The following is an 8,107-nucleotide window of genomic DNA, read 5'->3' on the forward strand; positions in this document are numbered from 1 at the left end:
CTTAATGAATTTTGCTACCCAGAGTCACCACACCGTCCGCTTTTTCGCGGCCGAGCCAACTGGTCCATCCCAGGCGACAAGCGTTTTGCTCACCAATACGCAGTTCGCGAATTTCTTCGTGGCGCAGCATCAGGCGAATGTCGTAATCGAGCGGGTCACGGAGGGTGAACCGCACCAGTGCACACAGCGGCTGGTAGCCGAAACCGATTGGCAGAAACTCGTGAAAGCGCTGCCAGTCCAGCTCACGGATGTGGATCCGGAACTTGCCGCTGCGATCGCGTACGGTCTCCCCCAACACCACGTCGTCACCAAGCGTGGAGTTGGCTCGTCCTAGGCGATTACGCTGTTCGTCGAGGATTTCCACATGGCGCTCAATGCACTGTTCAATGGTCAGTTCGGCGTGTTTGAAGTAGTAACGCAGCACCGCTTCGATCAGCGCAGCCGAATGCGCACGCAAACTGAGCAAGCCCAGATACGGCAGCAGGCGTTTCCAATTCAGCTCTTGGGCGCGCCGGATCTCTTCACCGCCGAGGCCGATCAGGGCAAACAGCTGAGAGGAAAAAGGGTCGAGGGCACCACTCTCGAAACTGGCGCGATAGCGGTATTTTTTCCAGATCGGCAGCATCAGCCGTTGTAGGCGATGGTGAAATAGGTCTAGGAAGTTGCGGGTTGGGTTGCCATCCTCGCTGTCGCCCAGGGCCTGTTCTGCGTAAAACGCCGGCAGCGGTGACCCAGAACCAACCAGTCCGATCAAATTGAATCGCAGGCGCGCGCGCATCAGCCCGTGCTCGTGAAAGAACTCAACGCGATCAAGGTCACTGCCGGGGAACCCCAGACTGGGATTGGCCTGAAATTCCAGTTGGTCGTACAAATCGTCTTGGCTGAGATGAGGGTGTGCTTCGCGTAGTCGGTCAACTACCAACAGTACGGCCTGAAACAGCGAGTACTCGCGTATGCCTCGGGTCAGTGCACTTAAAGAAGCGGTTGCAGGCCCATACGTGGTGTCCATTGGTACACCTCTCCCTGTGTGCTTTTTACCCGCAGCTCGTGGTAGGAATTGAGACTGGCGTAAAGCGCGAAAAACTCGTTAAGAACCGAAGCGAAAACGAACAGGTCGCCCTCACCGATATACCCTTGCGGGTCGATGGTCAGTTCGGTGCGCAGCCCACGAACCGGCAACCCTCGGTGCAATCGATCGACGTGTTGATGTTTGATCGACTTGAGCCCGCCGAGCAGGCGTTTGCTGACTTTTTCAGCGTGTTGGTCGTAATAGCGTGGCAGGTCATAGGTTTCGAGAATCACCTTCAACGCGTTGACGTCGGCCAGCGACAGATAGTTAAGCGACATGTTGCTGATCAGCTTCCAGAGGAAGTCATGATTCAGCGGCGGCGCGAAGCTCGAAGTGGCAGGGGTAATGTTGCGGAAACTCAGGAACTCCGGCGTTTCTTCGCAGGCCTGGCTGATGTCGCCAAGCTTGAGCTTGCGCGGCAGGTTCTGGTTGGTGCACATCAGCTCGACCGATAGGGTTTCCTGGGCTTCGGTGTGGCGAACACCGAAGCTCAGGTAAGTGTCGAGGCCCTCGTGCAGCGAGGAAGAGCGCTGGCGAATGCTGTAGTGAGGACGGCTGTTGGGTACGTCGAAACTGGGGTCGTGCTCGAAGGACTCGAACGGAACATACTCCTGGTAACCGAGGCCGCCAGGTTTCCAGCCAGTCACGGTTTCCACCGAGAACACACCGCAGTTTTCCAGGTCGTACTCGGCGGGTAGCAGCAGGTACTCGTCTTGCTTGCCGTCAAGGCGGATCGGCAGTGCATCGTGCGTGAACAGATTAACGATGGGCGTACAGTGAAGCTTCACGTTGTCCAGGGTCGGACGCATACGCAGGACTCCACTCTTGCGAATGTCGAAACGCAACTCCAGACCGCGCACCTGCTTGAGGATATATGCCGGCAAAGCCTTGAGTAGGTCCAGGCCGCTGATATCGACAAACAGGAATTTGTCCTGAAAGGCAAAATACTCTTGTAGGTAGCGATAACCGCGGAAGGTGTTCAGCGGATAAGGGATCAACGCTTCTTCTTCAGCAAAACCCACCGGCTGCACGCGGTCGCCGGGCATTTTGAACGCCATTGGCGTGCCGTTGACGCCATTAATGGGGTTGCCGGCGCCGTCCAGCGGGATCAGCTCGATGCCTTCCAGGTTACGCAACAGGCTCAGGTACAGCATCTGGCTGATATAGCGCTCGCCGGCAAAGTGCAGTCGCAAGCGGCTCAACTCCAGCTCACCGAGGTGCCCGTCGGCGCTCATTTCCAGACGCAGGCTCATCAGCGAACCGTCGCCCTTCACCGAGTAGTTCAGCGCAGTTAGGTCCAACGGCAGGACTTCAGTCGGATAGCAGGTGCGAAATCGGCAACGCACGTCATCAATCGGAACGCTTTCCACTGGTGTATCGCGTTCGACCATCAATGCCGGACCAGAACGTTTCAACGGTCCGAACTGCAAAATACTGAACGATGGCAGCGGCCGCATGTAGTTGGGCCACAGCAGTTGCATCAGAGAATGGCTGAGCTCCGGTAACTCGTCATCGAGTTTCTGACGCAGACGCCCGGTCAGGAATGCAAAACCCTCCAGCAATCGCTCCACGTCTGGATCCCGTCCGGCTTGACCGAGGAAAGGCGCCAACGCCGGGCTACGCTCGGCAAAGCGACGACCTAACTGACGAAGTGCAGTGAGTTCGCTTTGGTAATAGTGGTTAAAGGACACGGGGTACCTGCTTGGTATTCGAGCTCATGAACAAAACGTCCTAAATGCCAGACGGCTGAATAAATCACCCACGACAACACCGTCCAGGTAACCCTGCGCTTTAACTGTGGTCATGATTATTTGCTTGCTGCCTTTGGGACGTCAGGGCATTCGAGTCTCATTAGCTGACCTTGACTTGGCCGCTGCCATCTAGGCACGCGGCGAAACTGACCTGACGCTTGAAACCATCCACTTCCAGCAGGCCTTCGATGTTGAAGGACAGGCGAAGCTGATCGTGATCACGCGGCAGGGAGATGACACGCACATTGCTCAGGCGTGGCTCGTAGGCTTCGATGAAGTTTTCGATGGCCAGACGGGCCTGACTCAGGGAGTCGTGCAGACTTAGACGCATGTCATTGAGATCGGGTAGCCCGTAATCGGACAGCGTTTGTACGCTGCCCGCACGGGTGCTGAGCATCTTGGCCAGATGGGCAGCCACGGACGCCATGGCGGAAACCTCGCGGCTCCAGCCGACGCGTTTGTCCGCGTCACCACCCAGGCGTTCGAAAAGGCTGCCGTATCCAGTCATGAGCTGCTCCGTTTACTCTTTGTCCAGCTTGCCAACCAGCGACAAGGTGAAATCGGCTCCCATGTACTTGAAGTGCGGACGCACGTTCAAGCTGACGCGGTACCAGCCAGGCACGCCTTCGACATCGCTGACGATGATCTGGGCAGCGCGAAGTGGACGACGACCACGGACTTCAGCGCTTGGGTTTTCCTGGTCGGCGACGTACTGGCGGATCCACTTGTTGAGTTCAAGCTCCAGGTCGGTACGCTCCTTCCACGAACCGAGTTGCTCACGCTGCAGCACTTTCAGGTAATGGGCCAGGCGGTTGACGATCATCATGTACGGCAGTTGGGTGCCGAGCTTGTAGTTCAGCTCTGCAGCCTTGCCTTCTGCGCTGACGCCGAAGAGCTTGGGCTTTTGCACCGAGCTCGCGGAGAAGAACGCGGCGTTGTCGGAGCCTTTGCGCATGGTCAGGGAGATGAAGCCTTCCTCAGCCAGTTCGTATTCACGGCGGTCGGAAACCAGAACCTCGGTAGGGATCTTGGTTTCGATTTCGCCCATGCTTTCGAAGTGATGCAAAGGCAGGTCTTCAACCGCGCCACCGCTCTGCGGGCCAATAATGTTCGGGCACCAGCGGAATTTTGCGAAACTGTCGGTCAGCTTGGTGCCGAACGCATAGGCGGTGTTGCCCCACAGGTAGTGTTCGTGGCTGTTGGCGACAGTTTCTTTGTAGACGAACGATTTGACCGGGTTTTCTTCCGGGTCGTACGGGTTACGCAGGAGGAACCGCGGCACCGTCAAGCCGATGTAGCGGGAGTCTTCCGACTGGCGGAAACTCTGCCATTTGGCGAATTGCGGGCCTTCGAAGTGATCTTTCAGATCCTTCAGGTCTGGCAGACCGGTGAAGCTTTCCAGGCCAAAGAACTTCGGGCCGGCAGCAGCAATGAACGGCGCGTGAGACATACAGGCAACGCTGGACACGTACTGCATCAGCTTCACGTCCGGCGAGCTTGGGGACATGAAGTAGTTGGCGATAATTGCGCCAACAGGCTGACCACCGAACTGGCCGTATTCAGCGGTGTAGATGTGCTTGTACAGGCCAGACTGCATCACTTCCGGCGAATCGTCGAAATCGTCCAGCAGGTCTTCTTTGGAGACGTTGAGAATTTCGATCTTGATGTTTTCGCGGAAGTTAGTGCGATCAACCAGTAACTGCAGACCACGCCACGACGACTCCAGGGACTGGAACGCTGGGTGATGCAGGATTTCATCCATCTGGCGGCTGAGCTTGGCATCGATCTCGGCGATCATGCGATCAACCATGGCCTTCTTAACCGGCTCACCGTTGTTCTGCGGTTTGAGCAGCTCTTCGATGAAGGCCGACACACCACGTTTGGCGATGTCGTAGGCTTCGTCGTCCGGCGTCAGACGGGTTTCAGCGATGATGTTGTCGAGAATGCTGTATTCGCCGTTCCCGGTAGTTTTCTGCTGCAATGCACTCTTGCTCATCGTGTTGGTTTCCTTGGCTGATGGGGACTCAAGCGTCCTGGGCGGCGGAGTTCAACCCCAGCTCACCCAGTACGCGACCGCGGGATTCGTCGTCGGCGAGAACGCCTTCGATAGCTTTGCGGAACGCAGGCGCATTACCCAGCGGGCCTTTGAGGGCCACCAGCGCGTCGCGCAATTCCATCAGTTTTTTCAGCTCAGGCACTTGCTCGACCAGCGAGGCTGGGTTGAAGTCCTTCATCGAGCTGACGCGTACTTTCACCGCCAGTTCTTCAGTGTCGCCTTCTTCCTGAAGACGGTTCGGTACGCTCAGTGTCAGCTCCAACTCTTGCTTGGCCAGTACTTCGTCGAAGGTCATTTTGTCGATACTGATCGGCTTGCGATCTTCGACTTTGCGTTCGTCTTTGCGGTGGGTGTAGTCACCGATTGCCAGCAGCTTCAGCGGCAGCTCAATCTCTTCCTGAGCACCGCCATTGGAGGGTTTGAAGGTGACGTTGATGCGTTCTTTGGGGGCTACCGAGCCTTCTTTGGCCATGGCTTTTCTCCTTGCGGTTGTGGCCCTGGGGCCTATTCGAGTACCACTTCGAGATCGAGGTGGCACAACCTGCGATAAGTCTCTTCTTTACGCTCTCTCACAGCATGGTTTTGCGGTAATAACTCGCAGCAGCTATGCAGCAAATGCAGCACTTCGAGCACGAGATCGGGTTCCCAGGCGTGCAGGCCTGAGTCCTGTAGTGTTTGGTCGAGGGCTTCGAGTTGCGTCTTGGCCAGTTCGTATTTCTTTGCTGCGAAGCAAAGCCGGGCCAGGGCAAATTGCCAGAAAAATCGAACTCGTCCGCCGTGGGCGCTTTGCAGGCCTTGCTTGAGTATCTGCACGGCAGCCTTGAGGCCGTCTTTGTGCAAGATCGGCAGGACTTCCTCCAGGGCCAACTCCCAGGCCAATTGGGTGTCGGTTGCTTCAACCTTGCGTGGCAAACTGGAGGTTTGCAGATGCGGCGTGACGTTGGCACTGATCCAGGCGCGAGTGGTCAGATCTGCGAACGGGGTGCCGTTATGGAAACGTAGCTCGATGATGCCGGGCAGGCGCTGAATAAATAACGCGAAGTGAATTTCCACTTCGCGCATCGCCATCTCCGCGTTCAGCCCTTGCAAGCACTCCCAGACCATTCGCTGGCCATCGAACCAGAATGGCGCCTTCGCCAAGCTCGCCTCCAGCTCCACGAGCAGGTCTGCGTATTTGGCTTGATCAAAGCGATCCTGATAGGTCTTCAGTTTGTCCTCCGGTAGACCGCGCAACACGGTGATCTGCTCGGCGTTACGCTCGGGAATCGCATCAATGGGCAGCCACAACAGCGTGCGATTGAGGCGCAGCGCACGCAAGTCGGTGGCCTTCTGCTTGAGCCACCAGGCGCATAATGGACGGGCGTTTTCTTGCTGAGCGCGCAAGGCCTTGTGGGCCTCTTTCTCGTTGTCGATCGGCGCGCCAGGGGCAAACAATTGCGTAGCGGCCTGCTTGACCTGGGCCACAGCGGCGCCGACCAAGCCGGGTTCCGGCTGGTTGTCAGCAGCACGCTGGATCATGTTTTTTAAACGGCGGGAGATTGGCAGCAACAGCGGGGCGTCGTCGCCCAAATGTTCGGTGCAGGCGGCATCGAGACCTTCTAGGTACTCCACCATCCGGCGGAACAGCGGCAACTGCTCTTTGATCGCGATATTTTCGTTTAGCACCTGCTCAAGGCGTGGCACTAACCAACTGAGGGCAGCCGCGCGGGTGCGGGTCTTGTTTGGATGAATCTCAGCCCAATGGTTCTCACATAGATGTTGCAGAAGTCCGAGTCCAGCCAATAGCCCCTGGAAGGATTCGCGCTGGTACAGGCCCCAAGCCAGCCAAGCCCCGACTCGTACATCCTTGGATAGGGTGCGCAGCAGGGTTTCGCTGTTTTCGCAGATTTTCAGCCAATCGATCTGGCCGCTTTCATGCATGGATTGGGCTTTACCCAGCTCGCTTTCCAATGCTTCATATTCGCTCGAAAACCGAACGTCCTCGCCCGCAAAACTCTCATTGGAAATAGAGGTTTTCGCGAGTTCAAGATAATGAGCAGAAAGTTTACTGGAGTACGACATCCATGACCTTAAATTAAGATTGCCGCGACACACCCGTTAGAGTTGCAATGAGCCAGGGCAAAACGATGAGGTTTAAATTATTCATTGCGAGCGTGCTATTTTTGTGCGTGCGCGACGCAATCATCAGAAACTCACACTTCAGCAAGTTTTAAAATCCGCGCCACCGCCTTAGTGCTTTAGCGCTTGCTTGCCGAGCCTAAGCTTTGAAATATGCCTCTATTCCCTAACATTTCTCTTTTTTGCGGTTTGAGAACGGCCCGTGAATAAATATTGCGGGAGCACCTTACACTTCGCAATAGACAAAGGTGTAGGATTAGTCTGGAAATACACGTGGAAATTTCCCGTGCAATTGATATTTATGGATACTGAAGCGCGCAACACCAAACTGCCATTATGCGCCATAAGTTGCACACTGAAATGTGGATAACCCTGTGAATAAACCTCTACAGCGCACGCACTTAAACACTCACAGGCAAGTGCGCAAGAAGTTGCGCAGCATTGCGCAACTTCTTGCGCACTTTTATTGATAATTTCTATGTTAGGCGCTAGCCAAATCTACGACTTTAAATCAATGCCGTTGATAAATAAGGAATTTAATATTGTTGGCATAAACCTTGATGAGTGTTTTGGAACCTGCAGCGCAAACATGCCTGTGGGTCCCTATATTCTCAGCAAGGAGAGCATCCATGGCTACGCCAGCATATATGTCTATCACGGGTACCAAACAGGGCCTGATCACCGCCGGTGCCTTCACCGCTGACTCGGTCGGCAACACTTACCAGGAAGGTCATGAAGACCAGGTCATGGTTCAGGGCTTCAACCACGAAGTGATCATTCCTCGCGATCCGCAATCGGGTCAGCCGACCGGTCAGCGCGTTCACAAGCCTGTCAAAATCACCAAGGTGTTTGACAAGTCCTCGCCGCTGCTGCTGGCAGCACTGACTTCCGGCGAGCGCCTGACTGAGATTACCATCCAGTGGTATCGCACCTCCGCAGCGGGTACTCAAGAGCACTACTACACCACCAAGCTCGAAGACGCGATCATCGTTGATATCAAGGACTACATGCATAACTGCCAGGACCCGGCGAACTCGCACTTCACGCATCTGGAAGACGTTGAGTTCACCTACCGCAAAATCACCTGGACCCACGAAGTGTCTGGCACCTCTG

At 55.8% G+C, this 8,107-nt stretch carries 7 protein-coding genes; 1 reads left to right on the forward strand and 6 read right to left on the reverse strand.

Annotated features, from left to right (window positions below; translation table 11 throughout):
• Position 1: 1 nt before the first annotated feature.
• The 6 genes from tssG to tssA all read right to left on the reverse strand — a co-directional run bounded on the left by tssG (position 2) and on the right by tssA (position 6,937).
• Complete coding sequence (gene tssG / locus CKW24_RS26590) at positions 2 to 1,009, reverse strand: type VI secretion system baseplate subunit TssG (RefSeq protein ID WP_095171735.1); 1,008 nt, start codon at positions 1,007 to 1,009, stop codon at positions 2 to 4.
• Positions 973 to 2,760, reverse strand: coding sequence for a type VI secretion system baseplate subunit TssF (tssF, locus tag CKW24_RS26595; protein ID WP_095171736.1), 1,788 nt, complete (start codon positions 2,758 to 2,760; stop codon positions 973 to 975). The genes tssG and tssF overlap by 37 nt, the downstream gene beginning before the upstream one ends.
• A gap of 160 nt (positions 2,761 to 2,920) precedes the next feature.
• The gene (gene tssE / locus CKW24_RS26600) at positions 2,921 to 3,328 is read right to left on the reverse strand and encodes a type VI secretion system baseplate subunit TssE (protein WP_095171738.1); all 408 of its coding nucleotides are present in this window, start codon (positions 3,326 to 3,328) and stop codon (positions 2,921 to 2,923) included.
• Between the two features lie 12 nt (positions 3,329 to 3,340).
• Positions 3,341 to 4,816, reverse strand: a complete 1,476-nt coding sequence (tssC, locus tag CKW24_RS26605; RefSeq protein ID WP_095171740.1) for a type VI secretion system contractile sheath large subunit — start codon at positions 4,814 to 4,816, stop codon at positions 3,341 to 3,343.
• A 28-nt stretch (positions 4,817 to 4,844) separates the two neighbouring features.
• Positions 4,845 to 5,348, reverse strand: coding sequence for a type VI secretion system contractile sheath small subunit (gene tssB, locus CKW24_RS26610; RefSeq protein ID WP_095171741.1), 504 nt, complete (start codon positions 5,346 to 5,348; stop codon positions 4,845 to 4,847).
• A gap of 32 nt (positions 5,349 to 5,380) precedes the next feature.
• Positions 5,381 to 6,937, reverse strand: a complete 1,557-nt coding sequence (gene tssA / locus CKW24_RS26615; protein WP_095171743.1) for a type VI secretion system protein TssA — start codon at positions 6,935 to 6,937, stop codon at positions 5,381 to 5,383.
• A gap of 686 nt (positions 6,938 to 7,623) precedes the next feature.
• Here tssA and CKW24_RS26620 point away from each other — a divergent pair.
• Positions 7,624 to 8,107: Hcp family type VI secretion system effector (locus tag CKW24_RS26620; protein WP_095171748.1), on the forward strand; the 484-nt coding region annotated here is incomplete at its 3' end.

Origin of the sequence: Pseudomonas sp. Irchel 3H3, from assembly GCF_900187635.1 — a bacterium.
In the GTDB taxonomy this organism is placed as follows: Bacteria; Pseudomonadota; Gammaproteobacteria; order Pseudomonadales; family Pseudomonadaceae; genus Aquipseudomonas.

Coding starts and splice junctions, on each gene's coding strand:
- tssG (WP_095171735.1), bottom strand. CDS start 1,009: ATGGACACCACGTATGGGCCTGCAACCGCTTCTTTAAGTGCACTGACC.
- tssE (WP_095171738.1), bottom strand. CDS start 3,328: ATGACTGGATACGGCAGCCTTTTCGAACGCCTGGGTGGTGACGCGGAC.
- tssC (WP_095171740.1), bottom strand. CDS start 4,816: ATGAGCAAGAGTGCATTGCAGCAGAAAACTACCGGGAACGGCGAATAC.
- tssB (WP_095171741.1), bottom strand. CDS start 5,348: ATGGCCAAAGAAGGCTCGGTAGCCCCCAAAGAACGCATCAACGTCACC.
- tssA (WP_095171743.1), bottom strand. CDS start 6,937: ATGTCGTACTCCAGTAAACTTTCTGCTCATTATCTTGAACTCGCGAAA.